At 70.3% G+C, this 20,275-nt stretch carries 19 protein-coding genes; 11 read left to right on the top strand and 8 right to left on the bottom strand.

The window, feature by feature from the left end:
• The first annotated feature begins 3 nt into the window (after nt 1-3).
• From Q0599_RS10120 to Q0599_RS10070, 11 genes are all read left to right on the top strand, one after another.
• Nucleotides 4-963: an AEC family transporter gene (locus tag Q0599_RS10120; protein ID WP_298829089.1), complete on the top strand. Its 960-nt coding sequence runs from the start codon at nt 4-6 to the stop codon at nt 961-963.
• A gap of 128 nt (nt 964-1,091) precedes the next feature.
• A complete protein-coding gene (locus Q0599_RS10115; RefSeq protein ID WP_298829088.1) occupies nt 1,092-1,670 on the top strand; it encodes a Rieske (2Fe-2S) protein in 579 nt (192 codons plus the stop codon).
• A 49-nt stretch (nt 1,671-1,719) separates the two neighbouring features.
• The gene (locus Q0599_RS10110) at nt 1,720-3,462 is read left to right on the top strand and encodes a PQQ-dependent dehydrogenase, methanol/ethanol family (RefSeq protein ID WP_298829087.1); all 1,743 of its coding nucleotides are present in this window, start codon (nt 1,720-1,722) and stop codon (nt 3,460-3,462) included.
• 26 nt (nt 3,463-3,488) lie between these two features.
• Nucleotides 3,489-4,922 (top strand): aldehyde dehydrogenase, encoded by a 1,434-nt coding sequence (gene aldA / locus Q0599_RS10105; protein ID WP_298829085.1) that lies wholly within the window; start codon nt 3,489-3,491, stop codon nt 4,920-4,922.
• 16 nt (nt 4,923-4,938) lie between these two features.
• The gene (locus Q0599_RS10100) at nt 4,939-5,169 is read left to right on the top strand and encodes a hypothetical protein (protein WP_298829084.1); all 231 of its coding nucleotides are present in this window, start codon (nt 4,939-4,941) and stop codon (nt 5,167-5,169) included.
• A 4-nt stretch (nt 5,170-5,173) separates the two neighbouring features.
• Complete coding sequence (locus Q0599_RS10095) at nt 5,174-6,148, top strand: quinone oxidoreductase (protein WP_298829083.1); 975 nt, start codon at nt 5,174-5,176, stop codon at nt 6,146-6,148.
• Nucleotides 6,149-6,175: 27 nt separating this feature from the next.
• A complete protein-coding gene (locus tag Q0599_RS10090; RefSeq protein ID WP_298829082.1) occupies nt 6,176-7,450 on the top strand; it encodes a ribulose-bisphosphate carboxylase large subunit family protein in 1,275 nt (424 codons plus the stop codon).
• Between the two features lie 5 nt (nt 7,451-7,455).
• Nucleotides 7,456-8,844 carry a four-carbon acid sugar kinase family protein gene (locus Q0599_RS10085; protein WP_298829081.1) on the top strand — a complete coding sequence of 463 codons (1,389 nt, stop codon included), beginning with the start codon at nt 7,456-7,458 and terminating at the stop codon, nt 8,842-8,844.
• Entirely contained in the window at nt 8,841-9,611 is a 771-nt protein-coding gene (locus Q0599_RS10080; RefSeq protein ID WP_298829079.1) for an SDR family NAD(P)-dependent oxidoreductase, read from the top strand. The genes Q0599_RS10085 and Q0599_RS10080 overlap by 4 nt, the downstream gene beginning before the upstream one ends.
• Before the next feature lie 11 nt (nt 9,612-9,622).
• Nucleotides 9,623-10,522: an alpha/beta hydrolase gene (locus tag Q0599_RS10075; RefSeq protein WP_298829077.1), complete on the top strand. Its 900-nt coding sequence runs from the start codon at nt 9,623-9,625 to the stop codon at nt 10,520-10,522.
• Complete coding sequence (locus tag Q0599_RS10070; RefSeq protein ID WP_298829075.1) at nt 10,519-11,112, top strand: flavin reductase family protein; 594 nt, start codon at nt 10,519-10,521, stop codon at nt 11,110-11,112. Before Q0599_RS10075 ends, Q0599_RS10070 begins: the two co-directional genes overlap by 4 nt.
• Here the strand turns inward: Q0599_RS10070 and Q0599_RS10065 are convergent, their stop codons facing one another.
• The 8 genes from Q0599_RS10065 to Q0599_RS10030 are packed head-to-tail and all read right to left on the bottom strand — an operon-like array spanning nt 11,113 to nt 20,257.
• On the bottom strand, nt 11,113-11,943 hold the full coding sequence (locus Q0599_RS10065; protein ID WP_298829073.1) for an NAD(P)-dependent oxidoreductase: 831 nt from the start codon (nt 11,941-11,943) through the stop codon (nt 11,113-11,115).
• Entirely contained in the window at nt 11,940-12,668 is a 729-nt protein-coding gene (locus Q0599_RS10060; RefSeq protein ID WP_298829071.1) for an SGNH/GDSL hydrolase family protein, read from the bottom strand. Before Q0599_RS10060 ends, Q0599_RS10065 begins: the two co-directional genes overlap by 4 nt.
• Nucleotides 12,669-12,680: 12 nt before the next feature.
• Nucleotides 12,681-13,457, bottom strand: coding sequence for an enoyl-CoA hydratase (locus Q0599_RS10055; protein WP_298829069.1), 777 nt, complete (start codon nt 13,455-13,457; stop codon nt 12,681-12,683).
• On the bottom strand, nt 13,454-14,335 hold the full coding sequence (locus Q0599_RS10050) for an alpha/beta fold hydrolase (protein ID WP_298829067.1): 882 nt from the start codon (nt 14,333-14,335) through the stop codon (nt 13,454-13,456). The genes Q0599_RS10055 and Q0599_RS10050 overlap by 4 nt, the downstream gene beginning before the upstream one ends.
• 56 nt (nt 14,336-14,391) lie before the next feature.
• Nucleotides 14,392-15,591, bottom strand: coding sequence for an acetyl-CoA C-acyltransferase (locus Q0599_RS10045; RefSeq protein WP_298829065.1), 1,200 nt, complete (start codon nt 15,589-15,591; stop codon nt 14,392-14,394).
• A 24-nt stretch (nt 15,592-15,615) separates the two neighbouring features.
• Complete coding sequence (locus tag Q0599_RS10040) at nt 15,616-18,000, bottom strand: 3-hydroxyacyl-CoA dehydrogenase/enoyl-CoA hydratase family protein (RefSeq protein ID WP_298829063.1); 2,385 nt, start codon at nt 17,998-18,000, stop codon at nt 15,616-15,618.
• Nucleotides 18,001-18,005: 5 nt separating this feature from the next.
• Nucleotides 18,006-18,443: a DUF2147 domain-containing protein gene (locus tag Q0599_RS10035; protein ID WP_298829061.1), complete on the bottom strand. Its 438-nt coding sequence runs from the start codon at nt 18,441-18,443 to the stop codon at nt 18,006-18,008.
• Nucleotides 18,444-18,466: 23 nt separating this feature from the next.
• Nucleotides 18,467-20,257 (bottom strand): acyl-CoA dehydrogenase C-terminal domain-containing protein, encoded by a 1,791-nt coding sequence (locus Q0599_RS10030; protein WP_298829059.1) that lies wholly within the window; start codon nt 20,255-20,257, stop codon nt 18,467-18,469.
• Nucleotides 20,258-20,275: the final 18 nt, after the last annotated feature.

Raw genomic sequence — 20,275 nt, 5'->3', positions numbered from 1 at the left:
GCCATGCTCGACATCTTCGCCGTCACCGCGCCCTTCTTCGGCCTCGTGCTTGCCGGCTGGGCGGCGACGCGCTTGCGCTGGATGCCGCTGGAGTCGATTCCCGGCCTCAACGGCTTCGTGCTCTTCTTCGCGTTGCCCTGCATGCTGTTCCGCTTCGCCGCGAGCACCCCGATCGCCAAGCTGATGGACGCCGGCGTGGTCTCGCTGTACCTGCTCAGCGCCGGCGTGATGGTCGCGCTGAGCGTGGCGACGACGCGGCGACGTGTGGGCGGATGGAACGACGCCTCGTTCGGCGCGCTGGTGGCGGCCTTCCCCAACTCCGGCTTCATCGGCGTGCCGCTGCTCGTGGCCCTGCTCGGCGAGCGGGCCGCGGCGCCGGCGATCGTGGCCCTGGCCATCGACATGGTGGCGACCTCATCGCTGTGCATCGCACTGTCGCGGCTCGGCGCGGCCGGCTCGCAGGGTGCAGCCCACGCCGTGGCCGGCGCGCTGCGCGGCATGGTCTCCAACCCGCTGCCCTGGGCCATCGTGCTCGGCAGCCTCTCGTCGGCCAGCAGCCTGCAGGCGCCGCCTGCGGTGATGGGCGTGGTGGAGCTGCTGGCAGGCGCCGCCTCGCCGGTGGCGCTGTTCGCGCTCGGCGGCGTGCTGGCACGCGCGCAGATGAGCACGCAGCGCAGCGCGATGCCCGGCGGCGTCGCCCAGGTGGTCGCCTACAAGCTGCTGGTGCACCCGTTGCTCGTCCTCGCGCTCGGGCGGCTGGCCATCGCGCTGGGCCTGCCGCTCGATCCCTTCGCCGCGACGGTGCTGGTGCTGGTGGCCGCGCTGCCCAGCGCGAGCAACGTGCCGATGCTGGCCGAGCGCTTCCGCGCCGACGCCGGCCGCCTGGCGCGCATCGTCCTGTTCAGCACGGCCGGCGCCTTCCTCAGCTTCTCCGCCGCCGTCGCGCTGCTGGCGTCGCGCTGAGGCGCACGCCCGGCCGCGGACCGAACACCGACGTGCAACAAGGCACTCTGAATTCAGAACTCAGGGAATCTACGGGGTGCGGAATTCTGAATTCAGACTACAGTAAGTCCATAGCCTGGAGACTGCCCATGTCATCGACGCCTTCTTGCTGCTGCACCGACCACCCGCCCGTCAGCCACCCCCGCCGCAGGGTGATCCGCATCGCCGCCGCCGGCTTCGTCGCACCGCTCGCGGTGGTCGGCCGCCCGGCCGTGGCGGCCACGGCCGGCGACCGCCTCGTCGAGGAGGACGCCGAAGGCACGCCGGTGCCGTTGCGCGTGGCCGATCTCAAGCCGGGCAAGCCGGTGCTGGCCTATCCGTTCGACGCCCAGACCGGCAAGCGGCGCGACGAGACGCGGCTGAACAAGGTCGTGCTGGTGCGCCTGCCGGAGGCCGACATGAGCCCCGAAACGCGTGCGCGCGCCGTCGGCGGCGTGCTCGCCTACTCGGCGATCTGCACCCACCAAGCCTGCGACGTCAAGACCTGGCTGTCCAAGGAGAAGGTGCTGGTGTGCTTCTGCCACTCGTCGAAGTTCAACCTGTTCGACGACGGCAAGGTCGTCGCCGGCCCGGCCAGCCGCGCCCTGCCCTTCGTCCCGCTGAAGCTCGACGGCGACCAGCTCGTCGTCGCCGGCGGCTTCAGTGCCGACCCCGGCGGCAGCGCCTGAACGCCACATCGCCCCGCAACGACCCTCGACAACCCAAGGAGAGAGACGAATGAAGATGCCCCTGAACCAGCTCGCCGCGGCCGTCGCGCTGGCGATGCCCCTGCTCGCTGCCGCGCAGGGCGAGGTCGACCTCGCGCCGTACGCGCCGGTGACCGACGCCCGCCTGGCCCATCCCGAGCCGGGCAACTGGCTGCAGTACCGCGGCAACTACGGCGGCTGGGGCTACAGCCCGCTGGAGCAGATCACCAGCAAGAACGTCGGCAAGCTGCGCCTGGCGTGGTCGCTGTCCACCGGGCAGACCGAAGGCCACCAGGCCCCGCCGATCGTCAACAACGGCTACATGTACGTGACCACGCCCGGCGCGCAGGTGATCGCGCTCGACGCCGCCAGCGGCATCGAGCTGTGGCGCTGGAAGAAGGAACTGCCCGGCGACCTGATGCAGCTGCACCCGACCAACCGCGGGGTCGCGCTGTACGGCGACAAGGTCTACGTGGCCACCGTGGACGCGGCCCTCGTGGCGCTGGATGCGAAGACGGGCAAGGTCGCCTGGACGGTCCAGGTGGGCGACCCGAAGGCGCTGCAGTACATCACCCTCGCGCCGCTGGCCGCCAAGGGCAAGATCATGGTCGGCTCCTCCGGCGGCGAGACCGGCGTGCGCGGCTTCGTGGCCGCCTACGACGCCGCCACCGGCAAGGAAGCCTGGCGCACCTTCACCACCGCCGCCCCCGGCGAGCCGGGCGGCGACACCTGGCCGGGCGAGTCGTACAAGAACGGCGGCGGCAGCATCTGGATCACCGGCACCTACGACCCGGCCACCAACCTCGCCTACTGGGGCACCGGCAACCCGGCGCCGTGGCCGACCGAAGGCCGCAAGGGCGACAACCTCTACACCACCAGCGCGATCGCGCTGGACGTGGACACCGGCGCCATCAAGGGCCACCACCAGTACCACCACAACGACGCCTGGGACTGGGACGAGGTCAGCGCGCCCGTGCTGATCGACACCGAGGTCAAGGGCCGCCAGGTCAAGGCCGCGATCCACGCCGGCCGCAACGGCTACCTGTGGATGCTGGAGCGCCAGCCCAACGGCAAGATCGGCTTCATCGACGCCCAGCCCTACGTCCACAACGACGTCTTCACGGCGATCGACAAGAAGACCGGCCGGCCGAGCTACGACCCGGCGAAGACGCCGGGCATGGGCAAGGCGGTGGGCTTCTGCCCGTCGCTGTGGGGCGGCAAGGACTGGCCGCCGGAGGCCTGGAACCCGAAGACCGGCCTGTTCTACATCCCGGCCAACAACAACCTGTGCGCCGAGCTGCCCGAGGCCGAGCCGACCAAGTACAAGAAGGGCGACCTCTACATCGGCTACCCGATCGAGGGCGTGCTGGGCAGCCTGCGCTACAAGGACGGCAAGAAGCCCTCGACCATCGGCGAGCTGCAGGCCTGGGACCTGAAGACCGGCAAGATGGCCTGGGTGCACAAGTTCGACACGCACCTGTGGGCGCCGCTGCTCACCACGGCCGGCAACCTGGTGTTCGCCGGCGGCACCAACGACCGCAAGTTCCGGGCGTTCGACGCCAGCACCGGCAAGGTGCTGTGGGAGACCGCCACGCCGTCCGGCGTGACCGGCGTGCCGACCTCCTTCCAGGTCAAGGGCGAGCAGTACATCGCGGTGCAGTCCGGCTGGGGCGTGGACGCCCAGCGCATGCAAAGCGGCATCGACAGCCTGACCGGCAAGCCGCAGCCCGTGCCGCAGGGCGGCACGGTGCTCGTCTACAAGCTCGAGAAGTGATCCCACCCGCCAACAGGAGAGACGACATGGACAAGTTTGAACGCAACTACATCGACGGCGAGTGGGTGAAGCCCTCGTCCACGAAGACGATCAACGTCGACAACCCGTCGACCCAGGAGTTCATCGCCACGGTGCCCGACTCCAACGCGGCCGACGTCGACCGCGCGGTGGCCGCCGCGCGCGCCGCGCAGCCGGCCTGGGAGCGCCTGCCGGCGATCCAGCGCGCCGGCTTCATCCGCACGGTGGCGCAGAAGCTGCGCGAGCACAAGACGCGCCTGGCGCGCCGCATCTCACTGGAGCAGGGCAAGATCCTGCCGCTGGCCGAGGTCGAGATCGACTTCACCGCCAGCTACATGGACTACATGGCCGAGTGGGCGCGCCGCATCGAGGGCGAGATCCTCAACAGCGACCGCCCCGGCGAGACGATCTACCTGCACCGCCGCCCGATCGGCGTGGTCGCCGGCATCCTGCCGTGGAACTTCCCGTTCTTCCTGATCGCCCGCAAGATGGCACCGGCGCTCGTCGCGGGCAACACCATCGTGATCAAGTCGAGCGAGGAGACACCGCTCAACGCCTTCGACTTCACCGAGCTGCTGGCAGAGTGCGGCCTGCCCAAGGGCGTGTTCAACCTCGTCACCGGCGGGCGCGACACCGGCGCGGCGCTGTCGGCGCACAAGGACGTGGGCCTGATCTCCTTCACCGGCCACGTCGGCACGGGCATGAAGATCATGGAGGCCGCCGCGAAGAACCTGACGCGCGTGAACCTCGAGCTCGGCGGCAAGGCGCCGGCGATCGTGCTCGACGACGCCGACCTGGAACTCACCGCCAACGCCCTGTTCAACAGCCGCGTGCTCAACACAGGGCAGGTCTGCAACGCCGCCGAGCGCGTCTACGTGCAGCGCGGCATCGCCGACAAGTTGGCCGACCGCGTGACGCGCCTGATGGCCGAGACGCAGTACGGCAACCCGCTGACCGACCCCAACCTGCACATGGGCCCGCTGATGAACCAGGCCGGCCTGGACAAGGTGGCCGCGCTGGTGGAAGCGGCGAAGAAGCAGGGCGCGCAGGTGCGCACCGGCGGCCGCGTCGCCGACCGTCCGGGCTTCCACTACGAGCCCACCGTGCTGGTCGGCTGCAGGGACGACATGGACGTGATGACGAAGGAGATCTTCGGCCCGGTGCTGCCGATCCGTGTCGTCGACGATCTGGACGAGGCGCTGGCCCTGGCCAACGACAGCGAGTACGGCCTGACCTCGTCGGTGTTCACGCAGAACCTGAACGCGGCGATGAAGGCAGCACGCGAGCTTCGCTTCGGCGAGACCTACGTCAACCGCGAGCACTTCGAGGCGATGCAGGGCTTCCACGCCGGCCGCCGCAAGAGCGGCATCGGCGGCGCCGACGGCAAGCACGGCCTGTACGAGTACATGGAGACCCAGGTCGTCTACCTGCAGACGCAGTGAGGCGGAACCGGAGTCCATGACAGCGAAGATCGACGCGTTTTCAGTCGGGCTCCCGGGCGCCGGCCTGCAGGTCCACGGCCTGCAGGCCGGCCGCGCTGCGGCGTCCCTCCTGCTGCTGCACGGCTGGCCGGAGTGGTCGCATGCGTGGCATCCGGTCATGAGCCGGCTCGCGCACCGAATCGAGCTGAACGCGTCGGACCTGAGCGGCCCCGGCGACGCCTCGCCGCGGGCCGCAGCGCACGGATGACTTCATGACCGACGCCATCGTCATCGAAGCGTACGGCGCGCCCGAGGTGATGCAGTTGCGCCGCATCGATGTGCCATCGCCCGGCCCCGGCCAGGTGCGGCTGCGGCACACGCGCATCGGCGTGAACTTCCACGACGTCTACGTGCGCAACGGCATGTACCGCACGCTGGACCTGCCCGGAACGCCGGGCATCGAGGCGGCCGGCGTCGTCGTCGAGTGCGGCGAAGGAGTGACGACGTGGCGGCCGGGTGACCGCGCGGCCTACGTCAGCGGCGCCTACGGCGTCTACGCGAGCGAGCGGCTGATCGACGCCGCGCTGCTGCTGCGATTGCCCGACGGAGTGAGCGACGACGCGGCGGCCTCGGTGCTGCTGCGCGGGCTGACCGCCGACATGCTGCTGCGGCGCGTGCACCGCGTCAGCGCCGGCGACTGGGTGCTGGTGCAGGCGGCGGCCGGGGGCGTGGGCCAGCTGCTGTGCCGCTGGGCGCAGCACCTCGGCGCGAAGGTGATCGGCACCGTGGCGCATGCCGGCCAGGCCGAGGCGGCCGCACGGGCCGGCTGCACGCTGGTGCTGGACAGCCGGCGCGACGATGTGGCGCAGCGCGTGCGCGAAGCCACCGGTGGCGCCGGCGTGGCGGTGGCCTACGACGGAGTCGGCCGCGACACCTTCGAGGGCTCGCTGCAGTCGCTGGGCTTCTGCGGCCACCTCGTCAACTTCGGCCAGGCCTCGGGCGCGGTGGCGCCCTTCGAGGTGGCGCAGCTGGCCACACGCTCGCTGAGTCTGACGCGGCCGATCATCTTCCACCACCTGCGCGAGGCCGCCGTGCGCGAAGCGATGGCCGGTCGTGTGTTCGCGGCGCTGGGCTCCGGCGTGCTCGGCGTCGGCACGCCCCGGCTGTTCGCGCTGGCCGAGGCCGCGCAGGCGCATCGTGCGCTCGAGGCCGAGGGAGCGACGACGCCGCTGCTGCTGGTGCCCTGAGCGAACCCCGGCGACACTCAGCAGGCCATGTCCAGCCAGCCTCCCCGCGCCGAGTTCACCGCCCGCTACGTCGTCGAGAGCCCCTGGCCCCCCGAGCAGGTGGCGGAGGTCATCGCCGGCGAGCAGTCCAGCGGCACCTTTCTCGCGCTGCCCGGCGAGACCGATGAACTGAAGCAACGGTCCCGCGCGCGCGTCGTTGCCATCCAGCCGCTGGAGCCTGCGAACACCGCCTCGCTGCCCAGCGCCTTCGTCGAGCGCCGCGCGCATGCCGGCGTGCACCACCGCGCCGAAATCGAGATCGCCTTCCCGGTGGCCAACGTCGGCGCCAACCTCGCCACGCTGCTGGCCACCGTGGCCGGCAACCTGTTCGAGCTCGGCGAGGTCACAGGCTTGCGACTGCTCGACCTCGATCTGCCCGACGACTACGCGGCGCGGTTCGGCGGCCCGCAGTTCGGCATCACCGGCACGCGCGAGCACGCCGGCGTGCACGGCCGGCCGCTGATCGGCACCATCGTCAAGCCGAGCATCGGCCTCACGCCCCCGCAGACCGCCGAACTGGTCGACGCGCTGTGCGACGGCGGCATCGACTTCGTCAAGGACGACGAGCTGATGGCCGACCCGCCCTACGCGCCCTTCGAGCAGCGCCTGGCCGCGGTGCTGCCGGTGCTGCACCGCCATGCCGACCGCCTCGGCCGCATGCCGATGTACGCCTTCAACATCTCCGGATCGATCGACGAGATGCTGCACCGGCACGAAGCGGTGCTGGCCGCCGGCGGCAGCTGCGTGATGGTCAGCATCCAGGCCGTGGGCTTCGCCGGCGTGGAGCACCTGCGCCGTCATGCGCAGCTGCCGATCCACGGCCACCGCAACGGCTGGGGCGCGCTGACCCGGCATCCGTCGCTGGGCATCGAGTTCACCGCCTGGCAGAAGCTGTGGCGGCTGGCCGGCGTGGATCACCTCCATGTCAACGGCATCCGCAGCAAGTTCTGGGAAAGCGACGAGTCGGTGATCCGCTCGGCGCGCGCCTGCCTCGCGCCCTGGGCCGGCGTGAAGCCGATGATGCCGGTGTTCTCCTCGGGCCAGTGGGCCGAGCAGGCGCCCGACCTGTGGGCCGCGCTGGGCTCGACCGATCTGATGCACCTGGCCGGAGGCGGCATCATCGCCCACCCCGATGGCATCGCCGCCGGCGTGGCCAGCCTGCGCGAGGGCTGGGAGGCGGCCCGCTCCGGCGTGCCGCTGGCTGAGTACGCGAAGACGCACCCGGCGCTGCGCGCGGCGCTGGCGCACTTCGGCAAGGCCTGACCCCGATGCGTCTGGCCTTCCTCGCGGACGACTTCACCGGCGCCACCGACGCGCTGGAGGTGCTGCACTTCGCCGGGCTGCGTAGCGCCTTGTTCCTGCAGGTGCCCGACAAGGCGACGCTGACGGCACTCGGCCCCTTCGATGCGATCGGCGTGGCAATCGACAGCCGCGCGATGACTCCGGCCGAGATGCGCGCGCAACTGCCCGCGGTGCTGCGCGCGCTGGCCGCGCTGCCCGTGCCCTGGATGCACTACAAGGTCTGCTCGACCTTCGACAGCGCGCCGCACATGGGCAGCATCGGCACGGTGATGGAGCTCGCGCGCGAGGCCTTCGGGGACGGGCCAATGCCCATCGTCGCCGCCACGCCGGCGCTGGGCCGCTACTGTGTCTTCGGGAACCTGTTCGCGCGCTCGGGCACCGACGGCCGCGTGCACCGCATCGACCGCCATCCGGTCATGGCGCAGCATCCTGTCACGCCCATGGGCGAGGCCGACCTGATTCGCCACCTCGGCGCGCAGACGGCACTGCGCATCGAGAGCGTGACGCTGCCGCACATCGCCGCCGGGCGCGCGGCGCTGGATGCGGAAGTGGACCGCGTGCTGGCGCACCGGCCCGCCGCGCTGCTGTTCGACGGCAGCGAGCCTTCGCACCTCACCGCACTCGGGCGCCAGCTCGAGAGGCTGTCGTCGCCGGCCGGGCACGCACGCTTCGCGGTCGGCTCCTCGGGCCTGGAGTATGCGCTGACGCAGTGGTGGCGCGACAGCGGCCAGTTGCCCGCGGCGACCGCCGCCGGCACGGTGGAGCCGGTCGACCGCGTGCTCGCCGTCTCGGGCAGCGCCTCGCCGCTGAGCGCGCTGCAGATCGAGGCCGCACTGGCTGCCGGCTTCGCCGACCTGCCTGTCGATGCCCGCGCGCTGGTCGCCGACAACGGCTGGCACGCTGCCCGGGATGCGCTGGTCGACGCGGCGGGCACCGCGCTGGCCGCCGGCCGCAGCGTGATGCTGCACACCGCGCGCGGCCCGCACGATGTGCGCATCGAAGCCATGCTGGCAGCACTCGAAGCCCACGGAGTCACCCGCGAGCAGGCCCGACACGAAGGCGGACGCCGCCTCGGGCAGCGCCTCGGCGAGGTGGTCGAGGCGCTGCTGCAGCGTACGCCCCTGCCGCGCCTGCTGCTCTCGGGCGGCGACACGTCCAGCCGCATCGCCCAAGCACTCGCGCCGCAGGCGCTGCAGATCGAGGCTCGGCTCGCTCCCGGCGCGCCGCTGTGTCGCTTCGTGGGCGGCGCCGCCCATGTCGACGGCGTGCAGGTCGCGCTCAAGGGCGGCCAGATGGGCGGCACCGACTACTTCGTCCGCGCCTGGCGCGGCCACTCCGGAGATCCTTCCCCATGACCCCTTCTTCCGCTTCGCGCGTCGCCGTCGTCACCGGCGGCGCGATGGGCATCGGCGCCGAGGTCTGCCACCGGCTCGCCGCCGGCGGCGACGCGCTTTGGGTGGCCGACCGCGACGTCGCCGCCGCCGAGGCCACCGCCCGGGCCTTGCGCGAGGGCGGCGCCGACGCCCGCGCGCTGCCGGTGGACGTGGCCGACGCCGCTTCGGTGGCGCGCGCCTTCGCTCAGGTGGACGAGACGCACGGCCGCTGCGACGTGCTGGTCAACTGCGCCGGCATCGCCAAGGTCTTCCCCTTCCTCGACTTCCCGCTCGACAACTTCATCGCCACGATGGCGGTCAACGTCACCGGCACGCTGCTGTGTTCGCAGCATGCGGCGCGGCTGATGCTGCGCCGGCGCTGGGGCCGCATCGTCAACATCGCCTCGGTGGCCGGCCTGCGCGCGGTGGGCAGTGGGCGCACCGCCTACGGCACCTCGAAGGGCGCGGTGATCGCACTCACGCGGCAGATGGCCGTCGAGCTGGCCGAGCACGGCATCACCGCCAATGCGGTGGCGCCGGGGCCGGTGGACACGCCGATGACGCGCACGCTGCACACCGAGCAGTTCCGCCAGGAGTACTCGCGCGCCATCCCGATGGCCCGCTACGGCAGCACCGGCGAGATCGCCTCCGCGGTGATCTACCTCGCCTCGGAGGACGCGGCCTACATCTCGGGCACCGTGCTGCCGGTGGATGGCGGCTTCCTGGCCTCCGGCGCGCGCGGCCTGTGAGAGGACACCACATGACAGCCATCGACTCCCGCTTCGTCGACGCCAACGGCCTGCGACTGCACTGCCTGCAGGCCGGCAGCGGCATGCCGCTGGTGCTGCTGCACGGCTGGCCCGAGTGGTCGCATGCCTGGCGGCCGGTGATGGCGCGCCTGGCCGGCCGCTACGCGCTGACGGCGCCGGACTTCCGCGGCTTCGGCGACTCGGCCAAGACCTCGCTCATGCCCTCGCGCGACGCCACGCCCGAGCAGCTCGCCGCCGACACGCTGGCGCTGGCCGACGCGCTGGGGTTGCAGCGCTTCGGCCTGGTCGCGCACGACGTCGGTTCCTTCGTCGCACAGACCATCGCTCGGCGCGCCCCGGAGCGCATCAACGGGCTGTTCTTCTTCAACTGCGCCTACCCGGGCATCGGCACGCGCTGGGTGGAACCCGGCCACCTGCTCGAGACCTGGTACCAGTTCTTCCACCAGCAGACCTGGGCCGCCGAGCTGGTGGGGTCCTCGCGCGAGGCCTGCCGGATCTACCTGCGCAACTTCCTCGCCCACTGGTCGCACCGGCAGGACTGGATCGCGCCGGAACTGGAGACCTGGGTCGACAACTTCATGCAGCCCGGCAACCTGCAGGGCGGATTCAACTGGTATCGCAGCATCCACGCGGCGCGCATGGTGGTGATCGAAGGCCGCAGCACGCCGCCGCCGCCCATCGCCACGCCGACGCGTGTGCTGTGGGGTGCGCACGACCCGGTGCTGAAGGGGTCGTGGACCGACCGGCTGCCCGAGTTCTTCAGCGACCTGCAGTTCGAGATGCAGCCCGATGCCGGCCACTTCGTGCATCTCGAGGCGCCCGACGTGGCCGCCGAGGCGATCGCTGCCTTCTTCGACGGCCTCGCGCAGCGCCCACAATCCGGCGCATGAGCTTCACCACTTCCGCCCACCGCCGCGAGGTGCCCCTCCCGCAGGCCTACCGCCTGCTCAACCACGGCCCCACCGTGCTGGTCAGCGCCGCGCAGGGCGGACGCCGCAACGTGATGGCCGCCGCCTGGGCCATGCCGCTGGACTTCGACCCGCCGAAGGTGACGGTGGTGATCGACAGGAACACCTTCACGCGGACGTTGATCGAGGCCAGCGGCCACTTCGCGCTCAGCGTGCCCTGCCGTGCACTGGCCGACGCCACCTTTGCCGCCGGCACCCTGTCGGGCGCGGCGCGTGCCGACAAGCTGGCCGACTGTGGCCTGGCGAGCTTTCCCGCCCAGCGCATCGACACCCCGCTGGTGGAAGGCTGCGTGGCCTGGCTGGAATGCCGCGTGATCGTCGAGCCTCACCACCAGCAGGCCTACGACCTGTTCGTCGCCGAAGTGCTCGCGGCGCAGGCCGACGAGCGCGTCTTCGCGAACGGCCGCTGGCGGCCCGACTCGCCGGCCGAACTGCGCACGCTGCACCACCAGTCCGGCGGCGCCTTCTTCGTGGCTGGCGAGACGGTGCAGGCTCGCAGTCCGGGTGGCTGATCAGTCGACGAAGAAGTCGGGGATGAAGTCGCGGTTGCCCGGCGTGACGCTGTAGCGGTCGAAGTCGGTGACGCCGTGCTGCACCAGCAGCGCGTCGTCGATGAAGAAGTTGCCGGTGGTGGTCTTGGCGTCGCTGGTCAGGACGTGCCAGGCCGCGTCGGCCAGGATCTCCGGCGTGCGGCACTTCGAGACATCCACGCCCGGGATCATCTGCAGCGCCGCGGTGGCAATCGCGGTGCGCGGCCACAGGCTGTTGACGCCGATGCCGTGCTTGCGGAACTCGCCGGCATGGCCCAGCGTGCACTCGCTCATGCCGTACTTGGCCATCGTGTAGGCGACATGCGGCGCGAACCAGTGCTCGCGCATCGACAAGGGCGGCGACATGTTCAGCACGTGCGGGTTGCGCCCGTCCCGCGCAGACTTGATCAGGTGCGGCAGGCAGGCCTGGGTGCAGAGATAGGTGCCGCGCACGTTGACGCCGAACATCAGGTCGAAGCGCTTCATCGGCGTGGCGTCGGTGGGCGTGAGGCTGATCGCGCTGGCGTTGTTGACCAGGATGTCGATGCCGCCGAAGCGCGCCACCGCCTGCTCCACCGCGGCGAGCACGTTGGCCTCGTCGCGGATGTCGGTCTGCAGCGCGAGCGCCCGGCCGCCGCTGGCCTCGATCTCGGCCGCGGCGCTGTGGATGGTGCCGGGCAGCTTGGGGTTGGTCTCGGCGGTCTTCGCCGCGATGACGACGTTCGCGCCGTCGCGTGCCGCGCGCAGCGCGATGGCCAGGCCGATGCCGCGCGAGGCGCCGGTGATGAAGAGCGTCTTGCCGTGCAGGTTCATGGGTTCGTCTCCTCCAGATGGATCAGTCGATCGGCGATGAAGCGCGCCAGCGCCTCGCCCGTGGCGCGGTAGACCGGTTCGCCGGGATGGAAGCCGTCTTCGGCCATGTGCTCGGGCCCGAGCTCGAGCGCGATCGGCACGTGCGAGACGTCATCGCGCGTGGCCGCCCAGCCGGCCAGTGCCGCGTCGTGGCGCATGGCGTCGCGGCCCATCACGTGGCGCAGCGGCTGCGGCAGCAAGGGAAAGCGGTGCACCGGCGGCAGCGGCGCGAACACCACGTGGCGCACGCCGGCCGCATGGCGCAGCCAGTCCGCCAGTGCGGCACGCTGCTGAACGGCGCGGTGCGAGGGCACCTGCTCGATGACGTCGTTGACGCCGAGCACCACGATGGCGATCTCGGCCGGCGCCGGCCGCACGTCGCGCAGCAGTGCGAGCGCCTGCGCGGTGGTGATGCCGCTTCGAGCCACCAGCTGCCAGTGCACCCGGCGCGAACTGCGCTGCGCGAGCGCGCGCACCAGGTGCCCGGCCAGCGCCTCGTCCTGCGTGGCCACGCCGACACCGGCCGCCGAGGAGTCGCCGACGATCAGCAGCGACAGCCGCTCGCCCTCGCCCAGGCGTCCCTCGCGCGGCCCGTCGGCCTCGGGCAGCCGCGGGGCACGCCGCCTCGTCGCCACCGCCTGCGCCACCAGCAGCGGTGCCAGGGCGAGCTTGAGCGCGAGCGACATGGCGCCGCGTCGTCAGGAGAACTTGGAGAAGTCCGGCTTGCGCTTCTGGAAGAAGGCCTGGAAGGCCTCCATCGCCTCGGGGCTGCGCAGCCGGGAACCGAACAGCTCGCCTTCGATGGCGATGGTCTTCAGCACCTCGTCGGCGCTGGCGCGGCGCAGCAGTTTCTTCGTCTCGCGCACCGCACCGGGCGGCAGGCTGTTGAAGCGCTCGGCCACGCGGCGCGCATGGTTGACCACCTCGCCGGCCGGCAGCACGGCATTGGCGATGCGCGCGTCGACCGCCTCTTCCGGCGAGAACGGATCACCGAGCAGCAGCTTCTCGGCCGCCTTGACGTTGCCGAGCAGGCGCGGCACGACCAGGCTGGAGGCGAACTCCGGCACCAGGCCCAGGCTGACGAAGGGCATCGCCAGCCTCGCCTCGTCCGACACGTAGACCAGGTCGCAATGCAGCAGCATCGTCGTGCCGATGCCGATCGCCGCGCCGGTGACGGCGGCGACCACCGGCTTGTCGATGCCGAGCAGCGCGCGCATGAACCGGAACACCGGCGAGTCCATGTTGTTGCTGCCCTGTCCGGGCGAGCGGCTCATGAAATCCTCGATGTCGTTGCCGCTGGTGAAGATGCCTGGCTGGCCGGTGATCAGCACCGCGCGCACGGCGCCGTCGGCCTGCGCCGCGTTCAGCGCATCGGCCATGGCCTGGTACATCGCCACGGTCAGCGCATTCTTCTTCTCGGGGCGGGCGATCTCGAGGGTGGCCACGCCGTTCAGCGTGGCGGTCTTGATGCTCATGCGCGTGTCTCCTGGAGGTGTTGGAAGCCTTGCAGCAGTTGCGCGCTGCGCCGCCACAGTGTCGTCTGGAACTGCTCGCGGAAGAAGCCGAAGTGCCCGATGCGCCGGGCCTGCACCTCGTGCGGCGCGATGCGCTCGATGCGCCGAGGCGCATTGGCGTAACAGTCCACCAGCACACGCGTGCCGCGCTCGGTCATCAGTTCGTCGTCGGTGATCGAGATCGCCACCACCGGGAAGCGCGCCGCCTCGAAACGCTCGCGCACCGTCGCACCCTCGGCACCGACGTGATAGCGAGGGTGCATGCACCACCTGCGCCACTGCAGCACCACGCCCCTGGGCAGGTCGCCGACCTTGCCGATGCGCCGGCCCGGGAAGTAGCCGAACAGCGCCGTGCCCAGCGGCACCAGCACGTGCCAGAAGTACAGCACGTAGCGGCGCAGCTGCGGCGCGTTGTCGCGCCAGTAGCCGCTGCCCGCGGCCACCGACAGCAGCCCGGCGAGGCGGTCGCGGTGCCGCAGCAGACCCGGCAGCTGCGCACCCAGGCTGTGACCGACCAGGTAGAGCGGCAGGTCGTCGCTGCGCGCGGCGAGCGCCTCGATCACCGTGTCGGTGTCCGCCGCCCAGTCGAACAGGTCGGCGCGAAAGCCGCGCAGCGAGCCCGTCTCCGGGCGAGAGTCGCCCGAGCCGCGGTAGTCGAAGGTCGCGACCACGAACCCCTGTGCCGACAGCCAGGCGGCGAAGGGACGGTAGTAGTCCTGGCGCACGCCCATCGCGCCGCCGATCACCACCGCGCCGCGGCGCGCTTCGCCGTCGGCGGGTTCGAAGAAGCGAACGGCCAGCGGCGTGCCGTCGTCGGCAGCAAGCGTGTGCGCATTCATGATGGCTGCTCCAGAACACGTGAAGCCGCCCGCTGGCGGCTTCCCTGGGTTGCGACTCAGACGCGCTCGAGGATGCCCGCCGCGCCCTGCCCCATGCCGACGCACATGGTGACCATGCCGTACTTGAGGTTGTGGCGGCGCAGCGCATGCACGACGGTGGCGGCGCGGATGGCGCCGGTGGCGCCCAGCGGGTGGCCGAGCGCGATCGCACCGCCCATCGGGTTCACCTTGGCCGGGTCGAGGCCGACGCTGTTGATCACCGCCAGCGCCTGCGCCGCAAAGGCTTCGTTCAGCTCGATCCAGCCGAGGTCGTCGAGCTTCAGGCCGGCCGAACGCAGCGCCGCGGGGATGGCCTCGATCGGACCGATGCCCATGATCTCCGGCGGCACGCCGCGCGCGGCAAAGCTGACGAAGCGCGCCAGCGGCTTGAGGTCGTACTGCTTGATGGCCTTCTCCGAGGCCAGGATCAGCGCACCGGCGCCGTCGCTGGTCTGCGAGCTGTTGCCGGCGGTGACGCTGCCCTTGGCGGCGAACACCGGCCTGAGCTTGGCCAGGCCCTCGAGCGAGGTGTCGGGGCGCGCGCCTTCGTCGAGGTTGACGGTGCGCGTCTTGACGTTCACTTCGCCGGTGGCGAGGTTCGGGAAGCGCTCGACGATCTCCACCGGCGTCATCTCGTCGCCGAACTCGCCGGCGGCCATCGCCTTCAGCGCCTTCTGGTGAGAGGCCAGCGCGAAGGCGTCCTGCGCCTCGCGCGTCACCTTCCACTGGCTGGCCACCTTCTCGGCGGTCAGGCCCATGCCGTAGGCGATGCCCACGTTCTCGTCCTTGGCGAAGATCGCCGGGTTGAACGAAGGCTTGTTGCCGCCCATCGGCACCATGCTCATCGACTCGGCACCGCCGGCGATCATCACGTCGGCCTCGCCGACGCGGATGCGGTCCGCCGCCATCTGCAGCGCGGTCAGGCCCGAGGCGCAGAAGCGGTTCACCGTGACGCCGCCCACCGTGTTCGGCAGCCCGGCCAGCACCATCGCCACGCGTGCCATGTTGATGCCCTGCTCGGCCTCGGGGAAGGAGCAGCCGATCACCGCGTCCTCGATCGCCTTCGGGTCCAGCGTCGGCACCTGCTTCAGCGCGTTCTGCACCGCGGCGACGAGCAGGTCGTCCGGCCGCGTGTTCTTGAAGTAGCCCCGGCCCGACTTGCCGATCGGCGTGCGGGTGGCGGCAACGATGTAGGCGTCTTGCACTTGCTTGGTCATGTCAGTCTCCGTGTCGTTGCCGGATCAGTTGCGGACGGGCTTGCCGGTCTGCAGCATGCCCATGATGCGTTCCTGGCTCTTCGGGTTCTCGAGCAGGCTGCAGAAGTGCTTGCGCTCGAGCGACATCAGGTACTCCTCGGTCACGAGCGAGCCGGCCTCGACCTCGCCGCCGCACACCACGTCGGCGATCAGCGCGCTGATGTGGAAGTCGTGCGCGCTGATGAAGCCGCCGTCGCGCATGTTCGCCAGCTGGCCCTTGATGGTGGCGATGCCGCTGCGGCCGGCCACCGGGAACAGCGACTTCGCTGGCGCGCGGTAGCCGCTGTCGGCCATCGCCTTGGCCTGCTGGATGGCCACGTAGAGCAGCTCGTCCTTGTTCGGCACGATCACGTCGCTCCACAGCAGGTAGCCGAGCTTGCGCGACTCGATGGCGCTGGTGCCGACCTTGGCCATCGCCGCGTTGGTGAATCCGTCGGTGACGAACTTGAAGACGTCGGCGTTGGCGTTGCCCGCGGCGGCCATCTCGGCGGCGCGGCGCGCGATGTAGGTCAGCCCGCCGGCGCCGGGCACCAGGCCCACGCCCACTTCGACCAGGCCCATGTACGACTCCATGGCCGCCACGCGCTTGCTGGAGTACACCGCCAGCTCGCAGCCGCCGCCCAGCGCGATGCCGCGGATGGCACTCACCACCGGCACCTGCGCGTAGCGGACGCGCAGCATGAAGTCCTGGAACTTCTTCAGTTCCGGCGCGATGCCCTTGGCGCCGCTCTTCATGAAGACGGGCATCAGCGCCTCGAGGTTGGCACCAGCGGAGAACACGTCGTCCGGCGACCAGATCACCAGGCCCTTGTAGCCGGCTTCGGCCTTCTCCAGCGCGGTCTGCAGGCCCTCGGCCACGGTCGGGCTGATGAGGTGCAACTTGGCGGTGATGCTGGCGATCAGCACCTCGCCGTCCAGCGTCCAGACGCGCACCTCGTCGTTCCTGAAGACTTCGGTGCCCGACTGCAGCGGCGCCGCGGCGCCGGAGCCCGCCACGTTCTCGGGGAAGTGCTGGCGCTGGTACACGGCCAGGCTCGGGCGCGGGATGTACTTGCCCTGACTGGGGCTCCACGAGCCTTCGGCGGTGTGCACCCCGTCGCGGCCATCGAACACCCAGGCCGGCAGCGGCGCCTTGGACAGCGCCTTGCCGGCGTCGATGTCGGACTTCACCCACTCGGCCACCTGCTTCCAGCCGGCCTGCTGCCACAGCTCGAACGGGCCCTGCTGCACGCCGAAGCCCCAGCGCATCGCGAAGTCCACGTCGCGCGCGCACTCTGCGATGTCGGCCAGGTGCACCGCGGCATAGTGGAAACCGTCGCGCAGGATGGCCCAGAGGAACTGCGCCTGCGGGTTGGTCGATTCGCGCAGCAGCTTCAGGCGCTCGGCCGGTGCCTTTTTCAGCATGCGCTCGACGATCGGCTCGGCCTTGCCGCCGGCCGGCACGTACTCGCCCTTGGCCGGGTCGAGGCGCAGGATGTCCTTGCCGGCCTTCTTGTAGAAGCCTGCGCCGCTCTTCTGGCCCAGCGCACCCTGCTCGATCAGCTTGGCGAGCACCGGCGGCGTGCCGTAGCTCTCGAAGAACGGGTCGTCCTTCAGGTTGTCCTGCAACGTCTTGATGACGTGCGCCATGGTGTCCAGGCCCACCACGTCGGCGGTGCGAAAGGTGCCGCTGCTGGCCCGGCCGAGCTTCTTGCCGGTCAGGTCGTCGACGACGTCGACACTCAGGCCGAAGGTCCCGGCCTCCTTGATGGTGGCCAGCATGCCGGCGATGCCGACGCGGTTGGCGATGAAGTTCGGCGTGTCCTTGGCGCGCACCACGCCCTTGCCGACCGAACTCGTCACGAAGCTCTCGAGCTGGTCGAGGATCTCCGGCCGCGTCGTCGGCGTCGGGATCAGCTCGACGAGGTACATGTAGCGCGGCGGGTTGAAGAAGTGGATGCCGCAGAAGCGCGGCTTGATCTCTTCCGGCAGCGCCTCGCTCAGCCTGGTGATCGACAGGCCCGAGGTGTTCGAGGCGACGATCGCGTGCGGCGCGATGGCCGGCGCGATGCGCTTGTAGAGGTCGAGCTTCCAGTCCATGCGCTCGGCGATGGCCTCGATGATCAGGTCGCAGTCCTTCAGCCTGTCGAGGTGCTCCTCGTAGTTCGCCTGCTCGATCAGCGCGGCGTCCTCGGGGATGCCCAGCGGCGAGGGCTTGAGCTTCTTCAGCCCCTCGACCGCCTTCGTGACGATGCCGTTCTTCGGCCCTTCCTTGGCGGGGAGGTCGAACAGCACCACCGGCACCTTGACGTTGACCAGATGGGCGGCGATCTGTGCGCCCATCACGCCGGCGCCGAGCACGGCCACCTTGCGAACGTTGAATCGATTCATGTTGTTCACTCCACGCGGATCCAGGTCTGGTTGCGGAAGAACGGGCCGATGTAGCCGCGCACCTCCAGATGCTTTCCGCCGTCCAGCGGCTTGAGCCGCAGGCGGTAGGTCTTGCCGTTGTTGGGGTCGAGGATCTCGCCGCCGGTCCAGACCGACTTGTCGTCCCCGTCCGGCTTGGCGTTGCGAATGATGCTCAGGCCCACGATGGGCTGGCCCTTGCGCTCGTCGCTGCACTTGTCGCACACGTCGTTCTGCTTGGACGGGTCGAGCAGCTTCTCGATCTTGCCGCTCAGCACGCCGCCGCCGTCGGTGATGCGCACCAGCGACTTCTCGGTCTTGGTCTCGTCGTCGATCGTCTTCCACAGCCCCACCGGCGTGGTCTGCGCCAGCGCGGCGGCGTGGACGACGATCGCGGCCAGCGCCACGGCAATCTTCTTGTTCATCGTTGTCTCCCCTTGTGGATGGTTCAGAACAGGGCCTCTTCCATCTCCATCAGCGGCGCCAGGCCGGCGCGGCAGCTGCGGATCAGACCGGCGGTTTCCGGCAGCAGCTTGGCATAGTAGAAGCGTGCCGTGGCCAGCTTGGCGGTGTAGAACGGGTCGCCGCTGTCCTTCTTCGCCAGCGCCACCTTGGCCATGCGCGCCCAGAAGTAGGCGAACACCAGGTGGCCGCAGACACGCAGGTAGTCCACCGCCGCGGCGCCCACCTCGTCGGCATTGCCCATCGCCTTCATGCCGATCTCGGTGGTCAGCTTGGTGAGCTTGTCGCCGAGGTCGGCGAGCGGATTGACGAACTCCTGCATCGCCTCGTCGGTGCCTTCGTCCTCGACGAACGCCTGCACCAGCTTGCCGAACTTCTTCAGCTTCTTGCCGTTGTCGCCGAGCACCTTGCGGCCCAGCAGGTCGAGCGACTGGATGGTGTTGGTGCCCTCGTAGATCATGTTGATGCGCGCGTCGCGCACGAACTGCTCCATGCCCCATTCGCGGATGTAGCCGTGGCCGCCATACACCTGCATGCAGTGCGAGGTGGCGATCCAGGCGTTGTCCGTCAGGAAGGCCTTGACGATGGGCGTGACCAGCGCCACCAGGTCGGCGCACTCGCGGCGCTCCTCCTCGTCGTCGCTGGCGAGTTCCTTGTCGATCTGCAGCGTGGTCCACATGGCGAAGGCGCGCGCGCCCTCGGCATACGCCCTGGCGGTCAGCAGCATCTTGCGCACGTCGGGGTGCACGATGATGGTGTCGGCCGGCTTGTCGGGGTTCTTCGGGCCGGACAGCGCGCGCATCTGGATGCGCTCCTTCGCGTAGGCCACGGCGTTCTGGTAGGCGACCTCGGTGAGTCCGAGCGACTGCATGCCCACGCCCAGGCGCGCGGCGTTCATCATCACGAACATCGCGGCCAGGCCCTTGTTGGGCTCGCCGACCATGGTGCCGACCGCGCCCTCGAGCACGAGCTGCGCGGTGGCGTTGCCATGGATGCCCATCTTGTGCTCGAGCGCAGCGCAGAAGATGCCGTTGCGCTTGCCCGGCGTACCGTCGGCGTTGGGGATGAACTTCGGCACCACGAAAAGCGAGATGCCCTTGGAGCCGGCCGGCGCGTCGGGCAGGCGGGCCAGGACCAGGTGGACGATGTTCTCGGCGAGGTCATGCTCGCCAGCCGAGATGAAGATCTTCTGACCGGTGATCCGGTAGGTGCCGTCGGCCTGCGGCTCGGCCTTGCTGCGCAGCAGACCGAGGTCGGTGCCGCAGTGCGGCTCGGTCAGGCACATGGTGCCGGTCCATTGTCCGCTGGTGAGCTTGGGCAGGTACAGCGCCTTCTGCGCTTCGGAGCCATGCGCATGCAGCGCCTCGTAGGCGCCATGCGACAGGCCGGGGTACATGGTCCAGGCCTGGTTGGCGGAATTGAGCATCTCGTAGAAGCTCTGGTTCACGACGTGCGGCAGGCCCTGGCCGCCGTAGGCCGGGTCGCAGGACAGCGCCGGCCAGCCGCCTTCGACATAGCGGGCATAGGCCTCCTTGAAGCCCTTGGGCGCCTTGACTTCATGGCTGGCCTTGTCGAGCGTGCATCCCTCGGCGTCGCCGGGCACGTTCAGCGGCGCCAGCACTTCGGCGGCGAACTTGCCGCCCTCTTCCAGCACCGCATTGATCGTGTCGGCATCGATGTCGGCGTGGGCCGGGAGCATCTTCAGTTCGTCGACGACGTTGAGCACCTCGTGCATGACGAACTGCATGTCGCGCAGGGGCGGGGTGTAGGTGGGCATGGGCTCAGGCTCCGGGGA

The organism is uncultured Piscinibacter sp. (assembly GCF_937952055.1).
Taxonomy (GTDB): Bacteria; Pseudomonadota; Gammaproteobacteria; order Burkholderiales; family Burkholderiaceae_C; genus Piscinibacter.
The sequence above is the reverse complement of the archived record's forward strand: the minus strand, read 5'-3'. Positions and strand labels throughout refer to the sequence as shown.

Coding starts and splice junctions, on each gene's coding strand:
- Q0599_RS10120 (WP_298829089.1), top strand. CDS start 4: ATGCTCGACATCTTCGCCGTCACCGCGCCCTTCTTCGGCCTCGTGCTT.
- Q0599_RS10115 (WP_298829088.1), top strand. CDS start 1,092: ATGTCATCGACGCCTTCTTGCTGCTGCACCGACCACCCGCCCGTCAGC.
- Q0599_RS10110 (WP_298829087.1), top strand. CDS start 1,720: ATGAAGATGCCCCTGAACCAGCTCGCCGCGGCCGTCGCGCTGGCGATG.
- aldA (WP_298829085.1), top strand. CDS start 3,489: ATGGACAAGTTTGAACGCAACTACATCGACGGCGAGTGGGTGAAGCCC.
- Q0599_RS10100 (WP_298829084.1), top strand. CDS start 4,939: ATGACAGCGAAGATCGACGCGTTTTCAGTCGGGCTCCCGGGCGCCGGC.
- Q0599_RS10095 (WP_298829083.1), top strand. CDS start 5,174: ATGACCGACGCCATCGTCATCGAAGCGTACGGCGCGCCCGAGGTGATG.
- Q0599_RS10090 (WP_298829082.1), top strand. CDS start 6,176: ATGTCCAGCCAGCCTCCCCGCGCCGAGTTCACCGCCCGCTACGTCGTC.
- Q0599_RS10085 (WP_298829081.1), top strand. CDS start 7,456: ATGCGTCTGGCCTTCCTCGCGGACGACTTCACCGGCGCCACCGACGCG.
- Q0599_RS10080 (WP_298829079.1), top strand. CDS start 8,841: ATGACCCCTTCTTCCGCTTCGCGCGTCGCCGTCGTCACCGGCGGCGCG.
- Q0599_RS10075 (WP_298829077.1), top strand. CDS start 9,623: ATGACAGCCATCGACTCCCGCTTCGTCGACGCCAACGGCCTGCGACTG.
- Q0599_RS10070 (WP_298829075.1), top strand. CDS start 10,519: ATGAGCTTCACCACTTCCGCCCACCGCCGCGAGGTGCCCCTCCCGCAG.
- Q0599_RS10065 (WP_298829073.1), bottom strand. CDS start 11,943: ATGAACCTGCACGGCAAGACGCTCTTCATCACCGGCGCCTCGCGCGGC.
- Q0599_RS10060 (WP_298829071.1), bottom strand. CDS start 12,668: ATGTCGCTCGCGCTCAAGCTCGCCCTGGCACCGCTGCTGGTGGCGCAG.
- Q0599_RS10055 (WP_298829069.1), bottom strand. CDS start 13,457: ATGAGCATCAAGACCGCCACGCTGAACGGCGTGGCCACCCTCGAGATC.
- Q0599_RS10050 (WP_298829067.1), bottom strand. CDS start 14,335: ATGAATGCGCACACGCTTGCTGCCGACGACGGCACGCCGCTGGCCGTT.
- Q0599_RS10045 (WP_298829065.1), bottom strand. CDS start 15,591: ATGACCAAGCAAGTGCAAGACGCCTACATCGTTGCCGCCACCCGCACG.
- Q0599_RS10040 (WP_298829063.1), bottom strand. CDS start 18,000: ATGAATCGATTCAACGTTCGCAAGGTGGCCGTGCTCGGCGCCGGCGTG.
- Q0599_RS10035 (WP_298829061.1), bottom strand. CDS start 18,443: ATGAACAAGAAGATTGCCGTGGCGCTGGCCGCGATCGTCGTCCACGCC.
- Q0599_RS10030 (WP_298829059.1), bottom strand. CDS start 20,257: ATGCCCACCTACACCCCGCCCCTGCGCGACATGCAGTTCGTCATGCAC.